Origin of the sequence: Sphaerotilus natans (genome assembly GCF_900156335.1) — a bacterium.
In the GTDB taxonomy this organism is placed as follows: domain Bacteria; phylum Pseudomonadota; class Gammaproteobacteria; order Burkholderiales; family Burkholderiaceae_C; genus Sphaerotilus; species Sphaerotilus natans.
In genome coordinates, this window is record NZ_FTMZ01000021.1 from 52,671 (window position 1) to 74,956 (window position 22,286).

Here is a 22,286-nt window from a genome sequence, read left to right on the forward strand (position 1 = left end):
ATATCTACCGAACGGTCGGTCAATTGACGAGACCCCAGGAGACACCCTGATGCCTGACGTGACGCCTGAACATCCCGGACACCCTGAATCTCCGCTGCGCCAGGAGCGCGCTGGCGCGGTGCTGACGCTGACGCTGGACCGCCCGGCGGTGCTCAACAGCTTCACCACCGATCTGCTGCGCGCGCTGTTCCTGGCGCTGGACGCGGCGGCCGAAGACGCCAGCGTGCGCTGCGTGGTGCTGACCGGTGCGGGCCGCGCCTTCTGCGCCGGGCAGGATCTGGCCGATCCGGCGGTGGCGCCGCAGAGCGACATCGGCCACCTGCTGGCGCATTTCTACCGGCCGATGCTGCTGCGGCTGCGCTCGATGCCGGTGCCGGTGATCGCGGCGGTCAACGGCGTGGCCGCCGGCGCGGGCGCCAACCTGGCGCTGGCCTGCGATCTGGTGGTGGCGGCGCGCTCGGCCAGCTTCATCCAGGCCTTCTCGAAGATCGGCCTGGTGCCGGACTGCGGCGGCACCTGGCTGCTGCCGCGGGCGGTCGGCCGGGCGAAGGCGCTGGGCCTGGCGATGCTGGGCGATCGCCTGCCCGCCCAGGAGGCCGAGCGCATCGGCCTGATCTGGCGCTGCGTCGACGACGCCGAGCTGGCTGGCGAGGTCGGCGCGCTGGCCGCGCGGCTGGCCGCGATGCCGACGCGTGCGCTGGTCGAGACCCGCCGTGCCTTCGACGCGGCGCAGCAGACCGACCTGGCCGGCGCGCTCGACCACGAGCAGGCGCTGCAGCGCGAGCTGGGCTTCGCGCATGACTATCAGGAAGGTGTCGCCGCCTTCATGGCCCGGCGCGCGCCGAGCTTTTCCGACCGCTGAGCGCCCGCCATGAACGCACACGACCTGAACCCCCAGGCCACCGCCGACCATGTGGCCGTCGCGATGATGCGCGAGGACCGCGCCTGCCAGGCGCTGGGCATCGCGGTGGCGTCGATCGCGCCGGGTCGCGCGGTGATGACGATGACGGTGCGCCCCGACATGCTCAACGGCTTCGGCATCTGCCACGGCGGGCTGATCACCACGCTGGCGGACTCGGCCTTCGCCTATGCCTGCAACGCGTACAACGCGCTGACGGTCGCCTCCGGCCTGTCGGTGGACTTCCTGGCGCCGGGCCGCGAGGGCGACCAGCTCAGCGCCGCCGCCGAGGAAGTCTCGCTGGCCGGGCGCACCGGCGTGTACGACGTGACCGTCACCAACCAGCGCGGCGAGCGCATCGCGGTCTTCCGCGGGCGCTCCCACCGCATGAAGGGCCGGCCGACCGTGCCGCCCGCCGTCTGAGGAGATTTCGCCCCATGCCTGTGCGCCAACCCGCCCCCGGCGACCTGGAGCCGATCGAGACCGCCAGCCGCGACGAGATCGCCGCGCTGCAGCTCCAGCGCCTGCGCCAGACGCTGCGCCATGCCTATGACAACGTGCCGCACTACCGCCAGGCGTTCGACGCGCGCGGCGTGCATCCCGACGACCTGAAGACGCTCGCCGATCTGGCGAAGTTTCCGTTCACCACCAAGAAGGACCTGCGAGACCACTATCCCTTCGGGCTGTTCGCGGTGCCGCGCACGCAGGTGGCGCGCATCCATGCGTCTTCGGGCACGACCGGCAAGCCCACGGTGGTCGGCTACACGGCCGGCGACATCGACCGCTGGGCCGATCTGGTGGCGCGCTCGATCCGCGCCGCCGGCGGGCGCGCCGGCGACATCGTGCACATCGCCTACGGCTACGGCCTGTTCACCGGCGGCCTCGGGGCGCACTACGGCGCCGAGCGCCTGGGCTGCACCGTCATCCCGATGAGCGGCGGCCAGACCGAGAAGCAGGTGCAGCTGATCCGCGACTTCCAGCCCGACCTCATCATGGTCACGCCGAGCTACATGCAGGTGATCGTCGAGGAGTTCGCGCGCCAGGGGCTGGACCCGCGCGAGATGTCGGTGAAGGTCGGCATCTTCGGCGCCGAGCCCTGGACCGAGGCGATGCGCCGCGAGATCGAGGAGAAGGCCGCGATCGACGCGGTCGACATCTACGGCCTGTCGGAGGTGATGGGCCCGGGCGTGGCCAGCGAGTGCGTCGAGAGCAAGGACGGCCCGGTGATCTGGGAGGACCATTTCTACCCCGAGATCATCGACCCGGAGACCGGCGAGGTGCTGCCCGACGGCTCGGAAGGCGAGCTGGTCTTCACCACGCTGACCAAGGAGGCGCTGCCGGTGATCCGCTACCGCACCCGCGACCTCACCCGGCTGCTGCCGCCGACCTCGCGCGCCTTCCGGCGCATCGGCAAGATCGTCGGCCGCAGCGACGACATGCTGATCATCCGCGGCGTCAACGTCTTCCCGACGCAGATCGAGGAGATCGTGCTGGCGCATGCGCAGCTCTCGGGCCAGTACCAGATCCATGTCGGGCGCGAGGGGCACCTCGACGAGGTGCGGGTGTGCTGCGAGAGCCAGCCGGGGCTGGCGCTGTCGCCGGCCGATGCCCGCGCCGCGGCCGACTGGGTGGCGCAGCGCATCAAGACGCTGGTGGGCATCTCGACCCGGGTCGAGGTGCTGCCCAGCGATTCGCTCGAGCGCACGCTGGTCGGCAAGGCCCGGCGGGTGTTCGACCGCCGCCCGCGCTGAGGCGGCCCCCGGGATCCACGAGCCCATTCAGGAGCCAAGCAGGAGCCAAGATGTACACGCAAGCCATGGACACGATGGGCCGCGACGGCCCCGGCGAGGGCGCCGCACGCCCGGTGCGCAGCCTCGACGAGATGCAGCGCGAACGTCATCTGCAGGAACGCTTCGACGCGCGCATCGACGACGGCGGCTTCATCGAGGCCAAGGACTGGATGCCCGACAACTACCGCCGCACGCTGCTGCGCCAGATCAGCCAGCACGCGCATTCGGAGATCGTCGGCATGCTGCCCGAGGGCAACTGGATCACCCGCGCGCCCACGCTCAAGCGCAAGGCCATCCTGATGGCCAAGGTGCAGGACGAGGGCGGCCACGGCCTCTATCTCTACGCCGCGGCCGAGACGCTGGGCTCCAGCCGCGACGAGATGCTGGGCGCGCTGCATTCGGGCCGGGCCAAGTACAGCTCGATCTTCAACTACCCCACGCTGACGTGGGCCGACATCGGCGTGATCGGCTGGCTGGTCGACGGCGCGGCGATCATGAACCAGGTGCCGATCTGCCGCTGCTCGTACGCGCCCTACGCGCGGGCGATGGTGCGCATCTGCCGCGAGGAGAGCTTCCACCAGCGCCAGGGCTACGACAGCCTGCTGGTGATGATGAAGCAGGGCACCGAGGCGCAGCGCGCGATGGTGCAGGACGCGGTCGACCGCTGGTGGTGGCCCTGCCTGATGATGTTCGGCCCGACCGACGACCAGAGCCCGAACTCGGCGCAGTCGATGCGCTGGGGCATCAAGCGCATCTCCAACGACGACCTGCGCCAGAAGTTCGTCGACGCCACCGTGCCGCAGGCGGCGGAGCTCGGCGTCACGCTGCCCGACCCGGACCTGACATGGAACGACGCGCGCCAGCACTGGGACTTCGGCCCGATCGACTGGGCGGAGTTCTGGCGCGTCGTCGGCGGCGACGGGCCCTGCAACCGCGAGCGGCTGCAGATGCGCGTCGATGCCTGGGAAGACGGCGCCTGGGTGCGCGAGGCCGCACTCGCCCACGCCCGCAAGCATACCGAACCGAAGAAGGTTTCCGCATGAGCACCCCGAACGCATCCACGGGCCACGACGCTGCCCGCCACGAATGGCCGCTGTGGGAGGTCTTCGTCCGCCCGAAGGCCGGCCTGGACCACAAGCACTGCGGCAGCCTGCATGCGCCGGACGCGGCGATGGCCATCCAGCTGGCCCGCGAGGTCTACGCCCGGCGCCAGGAAGGCATCAGCCTCTGGGTCGTGCCCTCCAGCCAGATCACCGCGAGCGATCCCGGCGACAAGGACATCTACTTCGATCCGATGGAGGACAAGGTGTACCGCCACCCGACCTTCTACACCTTGCCCGAGTCCGTGAACCACATGTGAGCGGAGCGACCGACCGATGAGCACACCCTCCATCCAGCCCGGCCGCGATCCGGCGGTGCAGTACCTGCTGCGCCTGGGCGACTTCTGCCTGATCCATGCCCAGCGCCTGGGCGAGTGGTGCGGCCACGCGCCCATCCTGGAAGAAGACATCGCGCTGACCAATCTCGCGCTCGACCTGATCGGCCAGGCGCGCGCGCTGCTGACCCGCGCCGGCCAGGTCGGCCACGCGCGGGGCGCGCCAGCGGCCTTCGACGAGGACCAGCTCGCCTTCCTGCGCGAGGAGCGCGACTACCTGAACCCGACGCTGGTGGAGCTGCCGCGCGGCGACTTCGCCTTCACCGTGCTGCGCAATGCGGCGGTCGCCACCTGGATGCGGCTGATGTGGACGCGGCTGCAGACCTCCAGCGACGCCGAGCTGGCCGCCATCGCCGCCAAGGCGCTGAAGGAATCGCGCTACCACGAGCAGCACGCCGCCGACTGGGTGGTGCGCCTGGGCGACGGCACGCCCGAGTCGCACCGCCGGCTGCAGGACGCGCTCGACCGGCTCTGGCGCTACACGCCCGAGCTGTTCGAGGCCGATGCGGTCGACGAGGCGGCGGCCGCCTGCGGCCTGGGCCCGCGCTGGGCCGACCTGCGCGAGGACTGGCACGCGGCGATGCAGGCGCTGCTGGACGAGGCCGGCGTGCGTGTGCCCACGCTGGGCGCCTACGTCACCACCGGCCGGCGCGGCGTGCACAGCGAGCACATGGGCCGGCTGCTGGCCGAGATGCAGCACCTGCAGCGCGCCTATCCGGGCGGAGCCTGGTGATGTGCGGCGCGCAGGTGCTCGGCCGCATCGAGGCGGCGTGGCAGGCGATCGACCCGGTGCCCGATCCCGAGATCCCGGTGCTGACGCTGCGCGATCTCGGCATCGTGCGCGAGGTGCGGCTGGACGACGAGGGCGCGCTGGAGGTGGTGCTCACGCCCACCTACAGCGGCTGCCCGGCCACCGAGGTCATCTCGGCCAGCGTCGCCGAGGCGCTGGAGGCCGCGGGCCTGGCGCCCTTTGCGGTCACGCTGCGCCGCGCGCCGGCCTGGACCACCGACTGGATCAGCGAACAGGGCCGCCAGCGCCTGCGCGAGTACGGCATCGCGCCGCCAGGGCCGGTGGCGGCCGGCGAGGGCGTGCCGGTGCGGCTGCACCGCCGCGCGGCCGCGCCCGCCGATCCGTCCTGCCCGCGCTGCGATAGTCCGCGCACCGAGCGGCTCTCGGCCTTTGGCTCGACCGCCTGCAAGTCGCTGTGGCGCTGCCTGGCCTGCCGCGAGCCCTTCGAGCATTTCAAGCCGATCTGAATCCGAACCGGATCCCGACACCATGAGCCTGCATTTCCACGAACTCACCGTCCGCGAGGTCCGCCCCGACACCGAAGAGGCGGTGCTGCTGAGCTTCGACGTGCCGCCTGCGCTGGCCGAGACCTTCCGCTTCCGCGCCGGCCAGTACCTGACGCTGCGCGCCGCGGTGGAGGGCGAGGACCTGCGCCGCTCCTATTCCATCTGCGCCGCGCCGCAGGACGGCGTGCTGCGGGTGGGTGTGCGCCGGGTGCCCGGCGGGCGCTTCTCGAACTGGCTGGGCGGCGCGCTGAAGGCCGGCGACACGCTGCAGGTCTTTCCGCCACAGGGCCATTTCACCCTGCCGGAGCTGCCCGCGCCGCAGGTGGGGCAGGGCGGGCAGGGCGGGCGCCATGTCGTCGGCTTCGCGGCGGGCAGCGGCATCACGCCGATCCTGTCGATCCTGAAGACGGTGCTGGAGACCGAACCGGCCAGCCGCTTCACGCTGGTCTATGCGAATCGCTCGCTGCGCTCGACGATGTTCCGCGAGGAACTCGAGGACCTGAAGAACCGCTTCCTGACCCGGCTGGCGCTGCACCCGGTGTTCTCGGCCGAGCCGGTGGACACGCCGCTCAACGCCGGCCGGCTCGACGAGGCCAAGCTGGCGCTGCTGCTGCGCACCGTGCTGCGGCCCGAGGCGATCGACCAGGCCTTCGTCTGCGGCCCGCACGGCTTCAACGACACCGTCGAGGCCGGGCTGAAGGCGGCCGGCGTGGCGCCCGAGCGCCTGCATGTCGAGCGCTTCGGCGTGCCCGACGCCCAGCGCGGTCAGTCGCCGGCCCAGCTGCATCCGGTGCTGCCGGGCGACGCGCCGCAGGCGACGGTGAGCATCGTGCGCGACGGCCTGCGCCGCGAGATCGAGTTCCGCGCCGGCGACGCCAGCCTGCTGGACGCGGCCGCGCGTGCCGGGCTGGACGTGCCGTTCTCCTGCAAGTCCGGGGTATGCTGCACCTGCCGGGCCCGCGTGCTCGAGGGGCAGGTGCGCATGGATCGCAACTTCTCCCTTGAGGCCCACGAGGTGGCCGCCGGCTTCGTGCTGACCTGCCAGTCGCATCCGCTGACCCCCCGGGTCGTGCTGTCCTTCGACGAGCGCTGAGCGAGCCCCGCCGCGACGCGCGCCACCCCGACCGACGCCCGACCCCTCGACGCTTCCTGACCCCGTGGCCCGTACCCGCTCCCCCGCCTATGACGACCAGCGCGAGATGATCCTCGCCCATGCCGCCGACCTGTTCGCGCGGCGCGGCTATCCCGCCACCTCGATGAACCAGCTGGCCGAGGCCTGCGGCCTGTCCAAGCCGACGCTCTATCACTACTACCGCGACAAGTACGCGCTGCTGGTGCAGATCGCCGAGGGCCATGTCGGCCGGCTGGCCGAGCTGGTGGCCGAGATCGAGGCCGAGGGCCTGCCTGCGCGCCCGCGCCTGCACCGGCTGATCATCCGCTTCGTGCAGGAATATGCCGGCGCGCAGAACGCGCACCGGGTGCTGACCGAGGACGTGCGCTTCCTGGGGGACGTCGACCGCGAGCGCATCCTGGTGACCGAGCGCCGGGTGGTCGACGGCTTTGCGCGCGCGCTGGGCGAGCTGCGCCCGGACCTGGACGCGGCGCGGCTGGCGGTGCCGGTGTCGATGCTGCTGTTCGGGATGATCAACTGGATGTTCACCTGGCTGCGGCCCGACGGCTCGCTCGACCACGAGACCATGGCCCCGATCGTCGCCGACCTCTTTCTTGGCGGGCTGCCGCATGTGGGCGTGCCCGCCCCACCCCCCAGAGGAGACACCCCGTGAAGAAAAACCCCACCCCCCGCACCCTGCTGGCGCTGGCTGCTGCGCTGCTCAGCACCGCCGCGCTGGCCGACATCAACGTCGGCGTGACGGTCTCGGCCACCGGCCCGGCCGCCTCGCTGGGCATTCCGGAGAAGAACACCATCGCGCTGATGCCCAAGACGATCGGCGGCGAGAAGGTGAACTACATCGTGCTCGACGATGCCTCCGACACCACCACCGCGGTGGCCAACACCCGCAAGCTCCTGACCGAGCACAAGGTCGACATCGTCATCGGCTCGACTACCACGCCCAACTCGCTGGCGATGATCGACGCGGTGGCCGAGGCGCAGACGCCGATGATCTCGATGGCCGCCTCGGCGCGCATCGTCGAGCCGCAGGACGCCAAGAAGCGCTGGGTCTTCAAGACGCCGCAGAACGACATCCAGATGTCGCTGGCGATCGCCGAGCACATGGCCGCCGCCGGCGTGCGCACGGTGGGCTTCATCGGCTTTGCCGACGCCTATGGCGAGGGCTGGTTCCAGGAGTTCACCAAGGCGGTCGAGCTGAAGAAGCTGCGCGTGGTGGCCAGCGAGCGCTATGCGCGCAACGACACCTCGGTCACCGGCCAGATCCTGAAGCTGATGTCGGCCCAGCCCGACGCCATCCTGGTCGCCGGCTCGGGCACGCCGGCGGTGCTGCCGCAGCGCACCCTGAAGGAGCGCGGCTATGCCGGCAAGCTCTACCAGACGCACGGCGTGGCCAACGCCGACTTCCTGCGCGTGGGCGGCAAGGACGTCGAGGGCACCTTCCTGCCGGCCGGTCCGGTGCTGGTGGCCGATCAGCTGCCCGCCAGCCATCCGGTGCGCAAGTCGGCGCTGGCCTATGTCGCGGCCTACGAGGCGGCCCACGGCAAGGGCAGCGTCTCGACCTTCGGCGGCCACGCCTGGGATGCCGGCCTGCTGATGAGCGCCGCCGCGCCGGTGGCGCTGAAGAAGGCCAAGCCCGGCACGCCGGAATTCCGCGCCGCGCTGCGCGACGCGATCGAGCAGGTGCGCGAGCTGCCCGGCGCGCACGGCATCTTCAGCCTGTCGGCGGCCGATCACCTGGGCCTGGACCAGCGCGCGCGCGTGATGGTCAAGATCGACAAGGGCACCTGGAAGTACGCACCGTGAGCGGGGATCAAAGCATGAGCACCGTGATGCATCTGCAGAGCTTCATTGCCGGGCGCTGGCTCGGCGCCGAGCCGGCGGCGGCGCTGCGCAGCGCGGTCGACGGCCGCGTCGTCGCCCACACCCACGCCGAGGCGATCGACTTCGCCGAGGCGGTCGATTTCGCCCGTGTCGCCGGCCTGCGCGGCCTGCTGGCGCTGGACTTCCAGCAGCGCGCGCAGCGGCTCAAGGCGCTGGCGAAATACCTGCTCGAGCACAAGGAGACGCTCTACGCGGCCTCCGCGCCCACCGGTGCGACCCGGCAGGACGCCTGGATCGACATCGAGGGCGGCATCGGCACGCTGTTCGCGTACGCCAGCCTGGGCTCGGGCGAGCTGCCCTCAGGCAATGTGCTGCACGAGGGCCCGGCGATGCCGCTGGGCAAGGGCGGCGGCTTTGCCGGCACGCACATCCTGGTGCCGCGCCGTGGCCTGGCGGTCCACATCAACGCCTTCAACTTTCCCGTGTGGGGCCTGCTGGAGAAGTTCGCGCCGAGCTTCCTGGCCGGCATGCCCTGCATCGGCAAGCCGGCGACGGCGACCAGCTTCCTGACCGAGGCGCTGGTGCGGCTGATCGATGCCAGCGGCCTGCTGCCGGCCGGCAGCCTGCAGCTGGTGATCGGCGGCACCGGGGACCTGCTCGACCGGCTCGACGGCTGCGACGTGGTCACCTTCACCGGCTCGGCCGACACCGCGGCCAAGCTGCGGGTGCACCCGAACCTGATCCGCCAGTCGGTGCCCTTCAACGCCGAGGCCGATTCGCTCAACTGCGCGGTGCTGGCCGATGACGTGACGCCGGACGACGAGGAGTTCGAGCTGTTCGTGCGCGAGGTCGCGCGCGAGATGACGGTCAAGGCCGGGCAGAAGTGCACCGCGATCCGCCGCGCACTGGTGCCCCGGCGCCATCTCGACGCGGTGGCCGAGCGGCTGCGCGCACGCCTGGCCCGGGTGGTGGTGGGCGATCCGGCGCAGGAGGGCGTGAAGATGGGCCCGCTGGCCTCGCACGCGCAGCAGGCCGATGTGGCCGAGCGGGTGGCGCGCCTGCGCGAGCACGCCGAGCTGGTCTGCGGCGGCGGCACCGACGTGATTCCGCTCGGCGCCGGCACCGATCACGGCGCCTTCTTCGCGCCGACGCTGCTGCTCAGCCGCGACCCGTGGCGCGACGCGGCGGTGCACGACGTCGAGGCCTTCGGCCCGGTCAGCACGCTGATGCCGTTTGATTCGATGGACGAGGCGGTCGAGCTGGCCGCGCGCGGGCGCGGCTCGCTGGTGGCCTCGCTGGTGACGCACTCGCCCCGGGTGGCCGCGCAGGTGGTGCCGGCGATGGCGGCGCTGCATGGGCGGGTGCATGTGCTCGACCGCGTCTCGGCCAAGGAATCGACCGGCCACGGCTCGCCGCTGCCGGCGCTCAAGCATGGCGGGCCGGGGCGCGCGGGCGGCGGCGAGGAGCTGGGCGGCATCCGCGCCGTCAAGCACCTGCTGCAGCGCACCGCGGTGCAGGGCTCGCCGACGATGCTGGCGGCCATCACCGGCGAGCATGTGCGCGGCGCCGAGGTCATCGAGACCGAGGTGCACCCCTTCCGGCGCCATTTCGAGGATCTGCAGGTCGGCGAGTCGCTGCTGACGCACCGGCGCACCGTGACCGAGGCCGACATCGTCGCCTTCGGCGGCATCTCGGGCGACTTCTTCTACATGCACTTCGACGAGGTTGCTGCCCGGCAGACGCAGTTCGGCCAGCGCATCGCGCACGGCTATTTTGTGCTGTCGGCGGCCGCGGGCCTGTTCGTGTCGCCGGCGCCGGGGCCGGTGCTGGCCAACTACGGGCTGGACACGCTGCGCTTCGTCAAGCCGGTGGGCATCGGCGACACCATTCGCGCGCGGCTGACCTGCAAGCGCAAGATCGACCGCAACCGGGTCGATCCGAGTGGCGTCGGCCAGGGCGTGGTGGCCTGGGATGTCGAGGTCAGCAACCAGCACGGCGAGCTGGTGGCCAGCTACGACATCCTGACGCTGGTGGCCAAGCGAGGGTGAGGGCGAGGAGGCGGGGAACGATTGCTTCCCATCTCCTTCGTTCCGAGGATGCGCCTGTCATGCCCGCGGTGGATACTGCGCGCCTGAGACACTCCGTGTCATCTCCGGGGGGAGAAACAGGCCATGGACATCGATGCACTGATCCGTCATCCGTCGCTGCAGGCGCTGATGCCGCGCCTGGAGCGCTTGCGCGACAAGCGCTTCAGCGACCTGGTCGACCAGCAGGGCCACCAGTATGTGGATCTGGTGATGGAGGGCGGCGGCATGCTCGGCATCGCGCTGGTGGGCTACACCTGGGCGCTGGAGCAGGCGGGGCTGCGCTTCCTGGGGGTGGGCGGCACGTCGGCGGGCTCGATCAATGCGCTGCTGCTGGCGGCGCTGGGGCCGCCCGCCCAGGCCAAGGGGCCGCAGCTGTTGCAGGATCTGGCGGCGCTGGACTTTCGCGGCTTCGTCGACGGCGGGCGCCGCAGCCGCCGGCTGATCGATGCGGCGCTGGCGCCCGATCCCAGCCCCTGGCGGCTGGCCTGGCGGGCCTGGCGGGTGCGCGGCCTGCTGAAGACGCGGCTCGGGCTCAATCCGGGCGCGGTCTTCCAGGACTGGATCCACGGCGTGCTGGCGCGCGAGGGCGTGAGCACGCTCGAGGCGCTGCAGGCGCGCCTGGCCGAGCCCCCGCCGGGGCTGTGGAACTGGCGTCAGAACCGGCTGCTCGAGCCGCAGGAGGCGCGCGGGCGGCTGGCGATCGTCGCCGCCGATGTGGCCTCCGAGAGCAAGGTGGTCTTTCCCGACCATGCGGCGCTGTATTTCGCCGACCCGGCGCGGGCCGATCCGGCGCTGTTCGCGCGGGCGTCGATGTCGATTCCCTTCTTCTTCGAGCCGCTGCGCCTGAGCGTGCCGCAGGACGACGGTGCGGTGCGGCGCTGGCGCGATGCAGTCGGTTATGACGCCGCGCAGGAGGGCGGGCTGCCGGCGCAGGGCATCTTCGTCGACGGCGGGGTGATCTCGAACTTCCCGATCCATCTCTTCCACAACTACAGCCGCATTCCGACCCGGCCGACCTTCGGCGTGAAGCTGCAGCAGGATGAGCGCCGGCGCCGCATCGACGGGCCGCTGAGCCTGTTCGGCGCGATCTTCGATTCGGCCCGCCACGCGCTGGACTACGACTTCCTGTCGAACAACCACGACTACCGCCAGCTGGTGCAGCACATCGCCTGCCGCGACGTGAACTGGCTGGACTTCAGCATGGACGACACCACCCGCGCCGAGCTGTTCCGCGAAGGCGCGGCCCGGGCGGTCGACTTTCTCGAGCGTTTCGACTGGGAGGCCTACCGGGAGCTGCGCTCGCGGCTGGTCTTCCCGACTGCCTCGGCCTCGACGACCGGGCGGATGCGGATGGCGTAGCGGCTGCGGCCCGCCCCTTCCGTCATGCCCGCCTTCCCGTCATGCCCGCGCAGGCGGGCACCCACGCGGGATGGCGCGGCAGGGCGCGGCGGGCGTGGGTCCTCGCCTTCGCGAGGATGACGATGGGGGGGGCGGGCGTGCTGCGGCGGTAGAGGCTGCGGCCCGCCCCTTCCGTCATGCCCGCGCAGGCGGGCACCCACGCGGGATGGCGGGGCGGGCGTGGGTCCTCGCCTTCGCGAGGATGACGATGGGGGGCGTGCGTGCTGCGGTGGGCTCGATCACGCGCTGAGCGGCTGCCCCAGCGCGCGCAGGATGTCGCGGACATATTGCGCGCGGTCCTTGGCGTCCGGATAGGCGCGCTCGATGCGCAGCTTGTCGTTGCCGGCGAGCTTGACGTTGCGGTTCTTCTGCACCAGCTCGATGATCCTCATCGGGTCGATTGGCGGGTTGGGGCGGAAGTGGATGTTCATCACCGCCGGGCCGGCGTCGATCTTCTGGATGCCGTAGGGCCGCGCCTGCACCCGCAGCCGGTGCAGGTCGAACAGCGCCTGGCCTTGCGCGGGCAGCTTGCCGAAGCGGTCGGTGCATTCCTCCAGCATCGCGTCGATCCTGTCCAGCCGGTCGGCGGTGGCCAGGCGCTTGTAGAGGTTCAGGCGCACGTGCACGTCGGGGCAGTAGCTGTCGGGCAGCAGCGCCGGCGCGTGCAGGTTGACCTCGGTCGTGCCGCCGAAGAAGCCGGTGGGCGAGAGCAGGTCGGGCTCCTTGCCGGCCTTGAGCGCCCGCACCGCCTCGCTCAGCATCTCGTTGTAGAGCTGGAAGCCGACCTCCATCATGTTGCCGCTCTGGCTGTCGCCCAGCACCTCGCCGGCGCCGCGGATCTCCAGGTCGTGCATCGCCAGGTAGAAGCCCGAGCCCAGCTCCTCCATGCTCTGGATGGCGTCCAGGCGCTGCGCGGCCTGCTTGGTCAGGCCCTCGATGTCGGGCACCATCAGGTAGGCGTAGGCCTGGTGGTGGCTGCGGCCGACGCGCCCGCGCAGCTGGTGCAGCTGCGCCAGGCCGAACTTGTCGGCGCGGGAGATGACGATGGTGTTGGCCGTCGGCACGTCGATGCCGGTCTCGATGATGGTCGAGCACAGCAGCAGGTTGTGGCGCTGGGCGACGAAGTCGCGCATCACGCGCTCGAGCTCGCGCTCGGGCATCTGGCCGTGGGCGACGCCGATGCGCGCCTCGGGCAGCAGCTCGGCCAGCGCCTGGCGCCGGTTCTCGATCGTCTCGACCTCGTTGTGCAGGAAGTAGACCTGGCCGCCGCGCTTGAGCTCGCGCAGCACCGCCTCGCGGATGGTGCCCTTGTTCTCGTTGCGCACGAAGGTCTTGATCGCCAGCCGGCGCTGCGGCGCGGTGGCGATCACCGAGAGGTCGCGCAGGCCTTCGAGCGCCATGCCCAGCGTGCGCGGGATCGGCGTGGCCGTCAGCGTCAGCACGTCGACCTCGGCGCGCAGCGCCTTCATCTGCTCCTTGTGGCGCACCCCGAAGCGGTGCTCCTCGTCGATGATCAAGAGGCCCAGGTTCTTGAACTTGGTGTCGGGGCTGAGCAGCTTGTGCGTGCCGACGACGATGTCGATGGTGCCGGCGGCCAGCCCCTCCATCGCCGCCTTGACCTCCTTGGGCGAGCGGAAGCGGCTCATCTCGGCCACCTTGACCGGCCAGGGCGCGAAGCGGTCGGCGATCGTCTGGTAATGCTGCTCGGCCAGCAGCGTGGTCGGTGCCAGCAGCGCTACCTGCTTGCCGCCGGTCACGGCGACGAAGGCCGCGCGCAGCGCGACCTCGGTCTTGCCGAAGCCGACGTCGCCGCAGACCAGCCGGTCCATCGGCCGCGGGCTGATCATGTCCTGGATGACCGCGTGGATGGCCGCGGCCTGGTCGGGCGTCTCCTCGAAGCCGAAGCTGGCGGCGAAGGCCTCGTAGTCCTGCGGCGCGTAGCGGAAGGCGAAGCCCTCGCGCGCGGCGCGGCGGGCGTAGAGGTTGAGCAGCTCGGCGGCGGCGTCGCGCACCTGCTCGGCGGCCTTGCGCCGGGCCTTGTCCCACTGGCCCGATCCCAGCTTGTGCAGCGGCGCCTCGTCGGCCGAGACGCCGGTGTAGCGGCTGATGAGCTGCAGCTGCGACACCGGCACGTAGAGCGTGGCCTTGTCGGCGTATTCGAGGAACAGGAACTCGGTCGGGCCTTCGCCCAGGTCGATGCTGACCAGCCCCTGGTAGCGGCCGATGCCGTGGCTGGAATGCACCACCGGATCGCCGATCTTCAGTTCGGAGAGGTCCTTGATCAGCGCGTCGACATCGCTGGTGGCCTCCTGGCGGCGCCGGCGCCGGGTGGTGGGTGCGCTGTCGAACAGCTCGGTCTCGGTGACGATCTGCACCGCGCCGCCGGGGCCGGCCTCGGTCCAGATGAAGCCCGACGACAGTGGCGCGGTGGTGATCGCGTAGCGGTGCTCGCCGGCCAGGAAGGCGGCGAGCGAGTCCACCGCCGGCGGCTCCAGCCGGTGATCGCGTAGCAGCTCCAGCAGGCTCTCGCGCCGGCCGGCGGACTCGGCCACCAGCAGCAGGCGTGCGCCTGCCGCCTCGTTTCTCAGCCGCGCCAGGTGCGCCTCCAGCCGGTGCAGCGGCTCCTGGCCCTTGCGGTCGATGCTCAGGTCGGGCAGGGGGCGCGCCCACTCGACCGGCTCGGCGCCGCGGATGGCCAGCTGCGCATGGCGGTTGCAGCGCTGGAAGAAGTCCTCCTGGCGCAGGAAGACCTCTTCGGGCGGCAGGATCGGCCGCTCGGGGTCGTGCTGCATCAGCCGGTGGCGCTCGCGCGTCTCGGCGTGGAAGCGCTCGATCGCCTCGCCCACCTCGCCGTGCAGGGCCAGCACCGCGCCCTCGCCGAAGTAGTCGAAGATGGTGGCCGGCTCGTCGAAGAACAGCGGCAGGAAGTATTCGATGCCGCCGCCGGCGATGCCCTGGGCGATGTCCTTGTACAGGCGCGCCTTGCTCGGGTCGCCCTCCATCTTCTCGCGCCAGCGGGCGCGGAAGTCCTGGCGCGCGCGCTCGTCCATCGGGAACTCGCGCCCGGGCAGCAGCCGCACCTCCGGCACCGGGTAGAGGCTGCGCTGGGTGTCGGGATCGAAGACGCGGATCGAGTCGATCTCGTCGTCGAACAGATCGACCCGGTAGGGCACGGCCGAGCCCATCGGATAGAGGTCGATCAGGCCGCCGCGCACCGCGTACTCGCCCGGCGAGACGACCTGGCTGACATGCTGGTAGCCCGCCAGCGTGAGCTGCGACTTCAGGCCCGCCTCGTCGAGCTTCTGGCCCTTCTTGAAATGGAAGGTGTAGCCGGCGAGGAAGGCGGGCGGCGCCAGCCGGGTGAGGGCGGTGGTGGCCGGCAGCAGCACCACGTCGACCTCGCCGGAGTGGATGCGCCACAGCGTGGCCAGGCGCTCGGAGATCAGGTCCTGGTGCGGGCTGAAGGTGTCCCAGGGCAGCGTCTCCCAGTCGGGGAAGACGGCCACCCGCAGGCCCGGGGCGAAGAAGGCCAGCTCGTCGGGCAGGCGCTGCACGTCGGCGGGCTCGGCGGTGATGACGGCCAGCACCTTCTTCTGCCCGGCCTGCCGCTCGGCGAAGCGCGCCAGCAGCAGCGCGTCGGCCGAGCCGGTCGGGCGGGGAACGGTGTAGCGTTTTCCGGGGGCGATCTGGGGCAGCTGCATGGGCGGCGATTCTAGGCGCGCCGCCCCGGGCCTGCCGGCCGGCCGCTCAGCCGGCCTTCACCCGCGCCAGCGGATTGGGCGTCGCTTCGGCGACGCGCTCGAGGTGGTTGCGGTCGACATGGTGGAAGGGCTCGTCCCGGCCGCGGATCTGCAGCACCGTGTCCTCCTCGTAGGACCAGCTGCCGTCGTCATGGAAGTCGACGCGGATGCGGAACGCGGTGGTCTTGAACGCATGGTCCAGGAAGGGGGAGGAGCAGATGCCCCAGGTGTCCAGGCCCTGGGTGGCGTGCAGCTCGAAGTGGTCGGCCTCGGCGCTGGCCTGGCCGGCGGCCATCGCCACCTGGCCGCGCGGAATGGTCAGCGTGTGGACGACGCCGCCGGTGGCCGGCTCCCACAGCCAGTAGCCGACCTGCTCGTGATAGGTCTTGACCTGCTCGGGCTTGGTGATGTGCGTGTGGTAGCGCAGGCCGTAGAGCAGCTGCGGGCCGTTGGTGACCGGGTCGATGGGCTGCAGCTCCAGCCGCTCGACATAGGCCTGCTTGCGCGGGCCGTCGGCCTTGGGCTTGACGTCCAGGCCGCGCCGGCCGGTCCAGACGCCGGCCATGCGCCGCAGCGGGCCCAGGCAGGCGAGGGTGTCGAGGCTGTAGCCCGACGGTTCGGTGTAGATGTCCTGCGGGAAGTCGCTCATGGCTGTGCAGTGTGCAAGGGTGGGGTGCAGACGGCACTCTATCGCCACTGCGGCGACAATCGCGGGATGCTGATCGGAATGTCCCCCTGTTGTCATGCGCTGGTGCCCTGTGCCGGCGTCGGCCAGCGCGCCGGTGCCGGCGCGCCCAAGCAGTACCGCGCGATCGCCGGCGAGGCGATGGTGGTGCACACGCTGCGCGCGCTGCTGCAGGTCGAGCGGCTGGCCTCGGTGCTGGTGGTGCTGTCGCCGGACGACACCGCCTTCGAGGCGGCGGTGGGCGAGCTGGTCCATGACCCGCGGCTGCGGGTGGCGCGCTGCGGCGGCGCCAGCCGTGCCGAGAGCGTCGCCGGCGGCCTGCAGGCGCTGCTCGAGCAGGGCGTGATGCCGCACGACTGGGTGCTGGTGCATGACGCCGCGCGCTGCCTGGTCGAGCCGGCCTGGGTCGACCGGCTGATCGACGCCTGCAGGGACGACGAGGTCGGCGGCCTGCTGGCGCTGCCGGTGGCCGACACCCTGAAGCAGCAGGTCGCGCAGGGGCCGGATGCGCGGGTGGCCGCCACCGTCGACCGTGCCGGCAAGTGGGCGGCGCAGACGCCGCAGATGTTCCGCCTGGGCCTGCTGCAGCCGGCGCTGCGCCAGGCCGGCGAGCACCTCACCGACGAGTCCAGCGCGATCGAGGCTCTCGGCCACGATCCGCGTCTGGTGCGCGGCGACCTGCTCAATCTGAAAGTCACCTGGCCCGAGGACTTTGCCCTCGCCGAGCGGCTGCTCGGCACGGTCTAATTTCTGCCTGTGCCCATCGTGGCATGATGCGCAACCGTATCTGGTTTTTGCTGATTCACTTAGACAAAACACATGAAAACTGTCTGGATTGTTGACGGAGCCTATCTTTTCAACTACGGCCGCAACCGGCCCTTCGACTACCTGAAGCTCAAGGCCGAGATCACCCGCGCCAACGGCGGCCCGCTGCACGAGTGCTACTACCTGAACTCGACGCCGGATGCGGCCACCGAGAGCCAGAACGCCTTTCACAGCTGGCTGAAGTCGGCGCCGCCGCGCGGCCCCAAGATGCGCGTGCAGCTCTACACCATCAAGGACCTGAACACCACCTGCCCGAACTGCTCGCACCAGTTCCACCGCTCGGTGCAGAAGGGCGTGGATGTCGGCATCGCCACGCTGATCGTCAAGCTGGCGGCCCAGGGCGTCTATGACCGCCTGATCCTGTCGGCCGGCGACGGCGACTTCCAGGAGGCGATCACCTACATCAAGTCCGAGCTGCACAAGGAGTTCTGGCTGCACGGCGCGATGTCCAACCTCTCCACCGACCTGCAGTGCTATGCCGATCAGGTGCTGTGGATGGACGACATGCATCCGGCGATCGACAAGGACAAGCCGGCGATGGCGGGCGCCCACCACCACACCCACGCATGACCGCCATGATGACCACGGCGATGACGGTGCCGGCGCTGCGCGTCGGCGAGGGCTGGGATGTGCATGCGCTGGTCGCTGGCCGGCCGCTGATCCTGGGCGGCGTGACCATCCCGCACGAGCGCGGCCTGCTCGGCCACTCGGACGCCGATGCGCTGCTGCACGCCATCACCGATGCGCTGTTCGGCGCGGCGGCGCTGGGCGACATCGGCCGGCATTTCCCCGACACCGCGCTCGAGTTCAAGGGCGCCGACAGCGCGCGGTTGCTGGCCGAGGCGGCGCGCCGGGTGCGCGCCGAGGGCTGGCAGATCGTCAACATCGACAGCACCATCGTCGCGCAGGCGCCGAAGATGGCGCCGCACATCAGCGCGATGCGCGAGTCGATCGCGCGCTGCGTCGGTCTCGATGTGGCCTGCGTCAACGTCAAGGCCAAGACCGCCGAGAAGCTCGGCCCGGTGGGGCGCGGCGAGTCGATCGAGGCCCGTGCGGTCTGCCTGCTGATGAAGGCCTGAGCGGCCCGACGGCGGCAGCGCGCTCAGCCGCCGATGTAGCTCATCTCGATGCGGCGCCGGCCGCTGCCCTCCGTCGTGGCGGTCTCGGCCGGCTGGCTGGCGCGCAGCTGCGAGTAGCGGTCGTCGCGGCGCTGCCAGATCAGGCCGATGGCCGCGGCGATCTCCGCATCGCTCCACGGCCGGCCCGACGGATGCGCGCCGCGCAGCAGCGAGCGCAGATCGTGGCCACGTTCGGCGAACAGGCACAGGTAGAGCTGGCCTTCGGTCGACAGCCGCGCGCGGTTGCAGTCGCCGCAGAAGGCCTGGGTGACGCTGGAGATGAAGCCCACCTCGCCGCGCCCGTCGGCATAGGCCCAGCGCTCGGCCGTCTCGCCGGGCTGGGCGGCGTCCAGCGGCATCAGCGGGAAAGCCGCATGCAGCCGCGCGCGCACCTCGGCCGAGGGCAGCACCTGGTCCATGCGCCAGCCGTTGGTGGCACCCACATCCATGTATTCGATGAAGCGCAGCACCACCTGGCCGCCGTGGCGCTCGCGGAAATGGCGCGCCATCGCGACGATCTCGTGCTCGTTGGTGCCCCGCTTGACCACCATGTTGACCTTGACCGGGCCCAGGCCGGCCGCCACCGCCGCATCGATGCCCGCCAGCACGTCGGCCACCGGAAAGTCCACATCGTTCATCGCCCGGAAGATGCGATCATCCATCGCGTCCAGGCTGACGGTGACCCGGCGCAGACCGGCCTGACGCAGCGCAGCCGCCTTACGCGCCAGCAGCGAGCCGTTGGTGGTCAGGGTCAGGTCGAGCGGCGCGCCGTCCGGGGTGCGCAGATTCGCCAGCATCGCCACCAGATCCTCGAGATGGCGGCGCAGCAGCGGCTCGCCGCCGGTCAGCCGGATCTTGCGTACCCCGCAGGCCACGAAGATGCGCGCGATGCGCAGCATTTCCTCGAAGCTCAGCAGGGCAGTCTGCGGCAGGAAGCGATAGTCCTTGTCGAAGACTTCCTTCGGCATGCAGTAGCTGCAGCGGAAATTGCAGCGGTCGGTGACCGAGATTCTCAGGTCGTGCAGCGTGCGTCCGAGGGAATCCGCCAGCAGGCCGGACGAGAGTTCGGCGCCTGCAGGCAGTGCAGGTATTTCCGGGATTCCCGCGCCTGAGGCCGGATTGCGCAGGTCATGGATCGCGATGATGTTGCGTTCGGACATGAGGCGCGATTGTGCCCGAAGGGCCGGCCGCGCATCTGCGCGACGTCAGGCACGTCAATGCTTCAGCGCAGCACCACCGGCGCGTCGGGATTGACCTGCGGTGCGCGGCGTGCGCCGTCGAAGCGGTTGGTCCAGTACGACTGGTTCATGTCGTCGACCCGGATGGAGCTGCCGGTGCGCGGCGCATGGATGAACTTGCCGTCGCCGACATAGATGCCGACATGCGAGAAGGCGCGGCGCATGGTATTGAAGAACACCAGATCGCCGGGTTTCAGGTCTTCCTTGCGCACCGTCAGCAGGCCGGCGGCCTCGGCCTGTTCGGAGGCGCGGCGCGGCAGCAGCAGGCCGACGCTGTTCTCGAAGACATGACGGGTGAAGCCGCTGCAGTCGAAACCGGTTTCCTCGCTGGTGCCGCCGAAGCGGTAGCGCACGCCCAGGAAGTTCATCGCCGACATGATCAGGTCGGAGGCGGTCTCGGAGGCTTTCTGGGTCTGCTGGCCGAGGAAGCGCAGGATCGGATCTGCCGCATCTTCCGGGGCAGCCCGGACCCCCGTGCTGCTCATCGACAGGGCCAGCAGCACCGAACCGATCAGCATCTTCGAGCGAGTCTTTGTGCGCAAGCCTGTCATGGGTGAGGAAGTGTGAGAAAAGTCACCGGCGAGGATAGGGACGGTGTGTGCAGATGTCAATGCCGAACGGCTTCGCAAGGTTTAAGACGCGCCAAAGTCTGATCTGATTGGGTACTGGATGGTTTTGCTGCCGAGGCTGCTGACAGCATCTGGAAAAGTCCGCAAATGTATCAGAAACATTTCCAGACACGGATGCGCCGCGCGCACCAACAAAAAAGCTGCCCGCAGGCAGCTTTTGCAGCACCGGTCTGGCCGGTGAACGATCCGATCACTGGGTGATCGTGAATTCCTCGAGCGTGCGGCCATTCTCGATCGCGTGCGACAGCCACTTCGGCTTCAGGCCGCGACCCGACCAGGTCTCGCCGGTGTCCGGGTCGCGGTATTTCGGCGCGACCTTGCGGGCCGGCGCGGTATCTCCGGACGAGGCCGAGCGGGCCGGGCGGCCAGGTTTTCCGCTGCTCAGGTCGGCGACCGTCAGGCCGTGCTCGGCCATCATGGCCTTGATCTGCTGGATCACGCCGGCGCGCTCGGCGCGCAGGGTTTCCTGGATCTGGCGCTCGAGTTCTGCCTGCTCGCGGGCGAGTTCCTGCTGGCGGGCAAGGAGTTCCTGATACGTGCTCATGTTGTTTTCCCAACGGAAGGGTGGATGGATGTGCGGGCGGATTCTAGAAACAATCCGCCCGTGCTGTCCATCCCCGTTGGGAAAATCAGGAAGTTATCCTGAACCGCGCCACTTTGCGTGGTGTCACTTGTAGCCGGCGCGGTCCAGCATCTGCTGCACCTTCGGGGTGTTCTGACCCACGGCCGACAGCGGAATCAGTTCCTGCTTGAAAGTGCCCAGCGTGTCCAGCGCCGGGTTGGAGATCTTGACCGCGCTGACCGCCGGATATTCGTTGTTGCCGTCGGCAAAGTAGCGCTGGGCGTCATCGGTGGCCAGATATTCGAGGAACTTGACCGCGGCGACACGATTCTTGGCATGGCGCGCCATCGCGCCGCCGGCCACGTTCACATGCGTGCCCCAGCTCTGCTGGTTGGGGAAGACCACGCCGACCTGCTCCATCGCGGCACGCTCGTCGGGCTTGTTCGAGCGCATCATCCGGGCGATGTAATAGGTGTTGCTCAGCGCCACGCCGCATTCGCCCGAGGCGGTGGCCTTGATCTGGTCGGTGTCGCCGCCCTTGGGGTCGCGCGCCTGATTGGCCACCAGGCCCTTCAGCCAGGCTTCGGTCGCGGCCGGGCCGGCATGCTCCAGATAGGAGCCGAACAGCGACAGGTTGTAGGGATGCGAGCCGCTGCGCGAGCAGAACTGGCCCTTGAGCTTCGGATCGGCCAGCTTGGCGTAGCTGTCCACGTCCTCGCGCTTGACCTTCAGCTTGTTGTAGACGACGACGCGGGCGCGGGTCGAATAGCCGAACCATTCCGAGCCCTGGCCGGCGTCCTTGCCGCGCAGCTGCGCCGGAATGCGCTGCTCCAGATAGCTCGACTTGACCGGTGCGAACAGATCATTGGTCTCCGCAAACCACAGCCGCGCGGCATCGACCAGCAGGATCACGTCGGCCGGGCTGGCGGCGCCTTCGCTCTTCAGTCGCTGCAGGATGCCGGCATCGTCGGCGCTGACGATGTTGATCTTGACGCCGGTGGCCTTGGTGAAATTCGAGAACAGGGCTTCGTCGGTCTGGTAATGCCGCGCCGAATACAGGTTCAGCACCTGTTCCTGGGCCAGGGCCGGGGTGGCCGCCAGGGCGCCGAGGCAGGAAATCAGTCCGGCGAGCGTCTTCAGGGTGTTCTTTGCAGTCATGACAGTCCGGCCAGGGCCGGCAGGTTGGTGAGCCCGTGCATGATAGCAATTAACGTGAATCATTCGCAATTGTGTTCTTTTGTCCACGAATTCCGGTCTGGTTTGCCGCAGCGTGGCGTGATGTGAGCGGACGCAAAAAAGCCGGCACGCGGCCGGCTTGGCTCGTTTCGGGGCTGTGCCCGGGAATTCAGGCCGACGGCGGCACGTAGCCGGTCGGCTGGTCGGCGCCAGCGCCGAAGAAGTAGTTTTCCATCTGGCGCGCCAGATACTGGCGCGCGCGCGCATCGGCCAGGTTCAGGCGGTTCTCGTTGACCAGCATGGTCTGGTGCTTGAGCCACTGCTGCCAGGCTTCCTTGCAGACGTTCAGGTAGATGCGCTTGCCCAGCTCGCCGGGATAGGGCGCGAAGTCGAGGCCGTCGCCTTCCTTCTTCAGCAGGACGCATTGGACGGTACGTGCCATGGGGGTTCTTCCTT

Annotated in this window: 22 protein-coding genes; 15 read left to right on the forward strand and 7 right to left on the reverse strand. The window is 70.1% G+C overall.

The features are described 5' to 3' along the window. Window positions 1–49 precede the first annotated feature (49 nt). The 12 genes from BW996_RS16580 (at window position 50) to BW996_RS16635 (ending at window position 11,818) form a co-directional block, all read left to right on the forward strand. A complete protein-coding gene (locus BW996_RS16580; RefSeq protein WP_037477112.1) occupies window positions 50–862 on the forward strand; it encodes an enoyl-CoA hydratase-related protein in 813 nt (270 codons plus the stop codon). Window positions 863–871: 9 nt separating this feature from the next. Then, window positions 872–1,321 (forward strand): hydroxyphenylacetyl-CoA thioesterase PaaI, encoded by a 450-nt coding sequence (gene paaI / locus BW996_RS16585; protein WP_037477109.1) that lies wholly within the window; start codon window positions 872–874, stop codon window positions 1,319–1,321. Window positions 1,322–1,335: 14 nt separating this feature from the next. Beyond that, window positions 1,336–2,649, forward strand: coding sequence for a phenylacetate--CoA ligase PaaK (gene paaK / locus BW996_RS16590; protein WP_037477106.1), 1,314 nt, complete (start codon window positions 1,336–1,338; stop codon window positions 2,647–2,649). A gap of 50 nt (window positions 2,650–2,699) precedes the next feature. Then, entirely contained in the window at window positions 2,700–3,731 is a 1,032-nt protein-coding gene (gene paaA / locus BW996_RS16595; RefSeq protein ID WP_037477104.1) for a 1,2-phenylacetyl-CoA epoxidase subunit PaaA, read from the forward strand. Next, window positions 3,728–4,048 carry a 1,2-phenylacetyl-CoA epoxidase subunit PaaB gene (gene paaB, locus BW996_RS16600; protein WP_037477100.1) on the forward strand — a complete coding sequence of 107 codons (321 nt, stop codon included), beginning with the start codon at window positions 3,728–3,730 and terminating at the stop codon, window positions 4,046–4,048. Before paaA ends, paaB begins: the two co-directional genes overlap by 4 nt. A gap of 16 nt (window positions 4,049–4,064) precedes the next feature. Continuing rightward, window positions 4,065–4,856 carry a 1,2-phenylacetyl-CoA epoxidase subunit PaaC gene (gene paaC / locus BW996_RS16605; RefSeq protein ID WP_037477097.1) on the forward strand — a complete coding sequence of 264 codons (792 nt, stop codon included), beginning with the start codon at window positions 4,065–4,067 and terminating at the stop codon, window positions 4,854–4,856. Then, window positions 4,856–5,380: a 1,2-phenylacetyl-CoA epoxidase subunit PaaD gene (paaD, locus tag BW996_RS16610; protein WP_037477095.1), complete on the forward strand. Its 525-nt coding sequence runs from the start codon at window positions 4,856–4,858 to the stop codon at window positions 5,378–5,380. The genes paaC and paaD overlap by 1 nt, the downstream gene beginning before the upstream one ends. 22 nt (window positions 5,381–5,402) lie before the next feature. Further along, window positions 5,403–6,512 (forward strand): 1,2-phenylacetyl-CoA epoxidase subunit PaaE, encoded by a 1,110-nt coding sequence (paaE, locus tag BW996_RS16615; RefSeq protein ID WP_037477093.1) that lies wholly within the window; start codon window positions 5,403–5,405, stop codon window positions 6,510–6,512. Window positions 6,513–6,576: 64 nt separating this feature from the next. After that, window positions 6,577–7,203, forward strand: a complete 627-nt coding sequence (locus BW996_RS16620; protein WP_037477091.1) for a TetR/AcrR family transcriptional regulator — start codon at window positions 6,577–6,579, stop codon at window positions 7,201–7,203. Next, complete coding sequence (locus BW996_RS16625) at window positions 7,200–8,354, forward strand: ABC transporter substrate-binding protein (RefSeq protein ID WP_037477089.1); 1,155 nt, start codon at window positions 7,200–7,202, stop codon at window positions 8,352–8,354. Before BW996_RS16620 ends, BW996_RS16625 begins: the two co-directional genes overlap by 4 nt. Window positions 8,355–8,368: 14 nt before the next feature. Continuing rightward, window positions 8,369–10,420, forward strand: coding sequence for a phenylacetic acid degradation bifunctional protein PaaZ (gene paaZ, locus BW996_RS16630; protein ID WP_037477087.1), 2,052 nt, complete (start codon window positions 8,369–8,371; stop codon window positions 10,418–10,420). A 123-nt stretch (window positions 10,421–10,543) separates the two neighbouring features. After that, entirely contained in the window at window positions 10,544–11,818 is a 1,275-nt protein-coding gene (locus BW996_RS16635; protein WP_051631398.1) for a patatin-like phospholipase family protein, read from the forward strand. Between the two features lie 278 nt (window positions 11,819–12,096). Here BW996_RS16635 and mfd read toward each other — a convergent pair whose 3' ends face one another. Together mfd and BW996_RS16645 are read right to left on the reverse strand one after the other, a co-directional pair. Next, window positions 12,097–15,558: a transcription-repair coupling factor gene (gene mfd, locus BW996_RS16640; RefSeq protein WP_037477085.1), complete on the reverse strand. Its 3,462-nt coding sequence runs from the start codon at window positions 15,556–15,558 to the stop codon at window positions 12,097–12,099. Between the two features lie 46 nt (window positions 15,559–15,604). Beyond that, complete coding sequence (locus BW996_RS16645) at window positions 15,605–16,246, reverse strand: FABP family protein (RefSeq protein WP_037477081.1); 642 nt, start codon at window positions 16,244–16,246, stop codon at window positions 15,605–15,607. A 78-nt stretch (window positions 16,247–16,324) separates the two neighbouring features. On the opposite strand from BW996_RS16645, the gene ispD reads away from it, so the two are divergent. From ispD to ispF, 3 genes are all read left to right on the forward strand, one after another. Next, a complete protein-coding gene (gene ispD, locus BW996_RS16650) occupies window positions 16,325–17,029 on the forward strand; it encodes a 2-C-methyl-D-erythritol 4-phosphate cytidylyltransferase (RefSeq protein WP_081837885.1) in 705 nt (234 codons plus the stop codon). A 72-nt stretch (window positions 17,030–17,101) separates the two neighbouring features. Then, window positions 17,102–17,677, forward strand: a complete 576-nt coding sequence (locus tag BW996_RS16655; protein ID WP_051631397.1) for an NYN domain-containing protein — start codon at window positions 17,102–17,104, stop codon at window positions 17,675–17,677. Next, a complete protein-coding gene (gene ispF, locus BW996_RS16660; RefSeq protein ID WP_310732026.1) occupies window positions 17,674–18,186 on the forward strand; it encodes a 2-C-methyl-D-erythritol 2,4-cyclodiphosphate synthase in 513 nt (170 codons plus the stop codon). Before BW996_RS16655 ends, ispF begins: the two co-directional genes overlap by 4 nt. A gap of 23 nt (window positions 18,187–18,209) precedes the next feature. Here ispF and moaA read toward each other — a convergent pair whose 3' ends face one another. The 5 genes from moaA to BW996_RS16685 all read right to left on the reverse strand — a co-directional run bounded on the left by moaA (window position 18,210) and on the right by BW996_RS16685 (window position 22,272). Beyond that, the gene (moaA, locus tag BW996_RS16665; RefSeq protein ID WP_037477076.1) at window positions 18,210–19,385 is read right to left on the reverse strand and encodes a GTP 3',8-cyclase MoaA; all 1,176 of its coding nucleotides are present in this window, start codon (window positions 19,383–19,385) and stop codon (window positions 18,210–18,212) included. A gap of 62 nt (window positions 19,386–19,447) precedes the next feature. Then, window positions 19,448–19,948: a C40 family peptidase gene (locus BW996_RS16670; RefSeq protein ID WP_139330926.1), complete on the reverse strand. Its 501-nt coding sequence runs from the start codon at window positions 19,946–19,948 to the stop codon at window positions 19,448–19,450. A 334-nt stretch (window positions 19,949–20,282) separates the two neighbouring features. Further along, window positions 20,283–20,636, reverse strand: a complete 354-nt coding sequence (locus BW996_RS16675; protein WP_037477074.1) for an H-NS histone family protein — start codon at window positions 20,634–20,636, stop codon at window positions 20,283–20,285. Window positions 20,637–20,759: 123 nt separating this feature from the next. Further along, window positions 20,760–21,812: a Fe(3+) ABC transporter substrate-binding protein gene (locus BW996_RS16680; protein WP_037477071.1), complete on the reverse strand. Its 1,053-nt coding sequence runs from the start codon at window positions 21,810–21,812 to the stop codon at window positions 20,760–20,762. 187 nt (window positions 21,813–21,999) lie between these two features. Next, a complete protein-coding gene (locus BW996_RS16685; protein ID WP_037477070.1) occupies window positions 22,000–22,272 on the reverse strand; it encodes an oxidative damage protection protein in 273 nt (90 codons plus the stop codon). Window positions 22,273–22,286: the final 14 nt, after the last annotated feature.

Coding starts and splice junctions, on each gene's coding strand:
- BW996_RS16580 (WP_037477112.1), top strand. CDS start 50: ATGCCTGACGTGACGCCTGAACATCCCGGACACCCTGAATCTCCGCTG.
- mfd (WP_037477085.1), bottom strand. CDS start 15,558: ATGCAGCTGCCCCAGATCGCCCCCGGAAAACGCTACACCGTTCCCCGC.
- paaD (WP_037477095.1), top strand. CDS start 4,856: ATGTGCGGCGCGCAGGTGCTCGGCCGCATCGAGGCGGCGTGGCAGGCG.
- ispD (WP_081837885.1), top strand. CDS start 16,325: ATGTCCCCCTGTTGTCATGCGCTGGTGCCCTGTGCCGGCGTCGGCCAG.
- BW996_RS16685 (WP_037477070.1), bottom strand. CDS start 22,272: ATGGCACGTACCGTCCAATGCGTCCTGCTGAAGAAGGAAGGCGACGGC.
- paaZ (WP_037477087.1), top strand. CDS start 8,369: ATGAGCACCGTGATGCATCTGCAGAGCTTCATTGCCGGGCGCTGGCTC.
- moaA (WP_037477076.1), bottom strand. CDS start 19,385: ATGTCCGAACGCAACATCATCGCGATCCATGACCTGCGCAATCCGGCC.
- paaI (WP_037477109.1), top strand. CDS start 872: ATGAACGCACACGACCTGAACCCCCAGGCCACCGCCGACCATGTGGCC.
- paaE (WP_037477093.1), top strand. CDS start 5,403: ATGAGCCTGCATTTCCACGAACTCACCGTCCGCGAGGTCCGCCCCGAC.
- paaK (WP_037477106.1), top strand. CDS start 1,336: ATGCCTGTGCGCCAACCCGCCCCCGGCGACCTGGAGCCGATCGAGACC.
- paaA (WP_037477104.1), top strand. CDS start 2,700: ATGTACACGCAAGCCATGGACACGATGGGCCGCGACGGCCCCGGCGAG.
- ispF (WP_310732026.1), top strand. CDS start 17,674: ATGACCGCCATGATGACCACGGCGATGACGGTGCCGGCGCTGCGCGTC.
- BW996_RS16655 (WP_051631397.1), top strand. CDS start 17,102: ATGAAAACTGTCTGGATTGTTGACGGAGCCTATCTTTTCAACTACGGC.
- paaC (WP_037477097.1), top strand. CDS start 4,065: ATGAGCACACCCTCCATCCAGCCCGGCCGCGATCCGGCGGTGCAGTAC.
- paaB (WP_037477100.1), top strand. CDS start 3,728: ATGAGCACCCCGAACGCATCCACGGGCCACGACGCTGCCCGCCACGAA.
- BW996_RS16680 (WP_037477071.1), bottom strand. CDS start 21,812: ATGACTGCAAAGAACACCCTGAAGACGCTCGCCGGACTGATTTCCTGC.
- BW996_RS16675 (WP_037477074.1), bottom strand. CDS start 20,636: ATGAGCACGTATCAGGAACTCCTTGCCCGCCAGCAGGAACTCGCCCGC.
- BW996_RS16670 (WP_139330926.1), bottom strand. CDS start 19,948: ATGAGCAGCACGGGGGTCCGGGCTGCCCCGGAAGATGCGGCAGATCCG.
- BW996_RS16635 (WP_051631398.1), top strand. CDS start 10,544: ATGGACATCGATGCACTGATCCGTCATCCGTCGCTGCAGGCGCTGATG.
- BW996_RS16645 (WP_037477081.1), bottom strand. CDS start 16,246: ATGAGCGACTTCCCGCAGGACATCTACACCGAACCGTCGGGCTACAGC.